The organism is Rhodoferax sp. UBA5149, from assembly GCF_002413825.1.
In the GTDB taxonomy this organism is placed as follows: domain Bacteria; phylum Pseudomonadota; class Gammaproteobacteria; order Burkholderiales; family Burkholderiaceae_C; genus Rhodoferax.
The window spans coordinates 1,673-2,351 of sequence record NZ_DHXT01000112.1 but is presented as its reverse complement, the minus strand read 5'-3'; the positions used below and the strand labels follow the sequence as shown (position 1 = coordinate 2,351).

General features: G+C 66.9%; 1 protein-coding gene. It reads left to right on the top strand.

Annotated elements, in window-relative coordinates; all coding sequences use genetic code 11:
- Positions 1-5: 5 nt before the first annotated feature.
- Positions 6-679 (top strand): LytR/AlgR family response regulator transcription factor (locus tag B3V69_RS10160; RefSeq protein ID WP_296446200.1); only part of this gene is annotated, 674 nt, incomplete at its 3' end.

The following is a 679-nucleotide window of genomic DNA, read 5'->3' as shown; positions in this document are numbered from 1 at the left end:
CCCGCATGACTAAGCACACCAGCCCCACCGCCCTGATCGCCGAGGACGAGCCGCTGCTGGCCGCCGCGCTCAAAGCCGAACTGGCACTGGCCTGGCCCGCGCTGCGGGTACTGGCCGTGGTGGGTGACGGCGCGTCCGCCGTGACGCAAGCCCTGCAGCTCAAACCCGACGTGCTGTTCTTCGACATCCGCATGCCGGGCATGAGCGGGCTGGACGCCGCGGCCGAGCTGGCGGAGGAATGGAACACCGATGGGGACGCCGATGGAAAAGGCGGCACGCCCTTTCCCGCGCTGGTGTTCGTGACCGCCTATGACCAGTACGCGGTGCAAGCCTTCGAGACGCAGGCGATGGACTATCTGCTCAAGCCGATCCAGCCGGCACGGCTGCAAAAAACAGTGTCAAAAGTGCAGCTAGCCCTCGTCCAGCGTGCGCAAGCAGCTACTGAATCAATAGCAAACACGACGGGAGACCAGAGCGCCACCGCTAGCCAGCTGGACAGCACCCTGGCCCAGCTGCGCCAGCTGCTGCTGACGGTGCCGGGCCAGACGGGCGGCCAGCCAGGCGCAGCGGCCAGCGCCCCGCTCAAGGTGATTCAAGCCAGCGTCGGCAGCGCCCAGGGCGCGACCATCCGCATGGTGCCAATTGAGGACGTGCTGTGCTTCGAGGCGGCCGACAAATA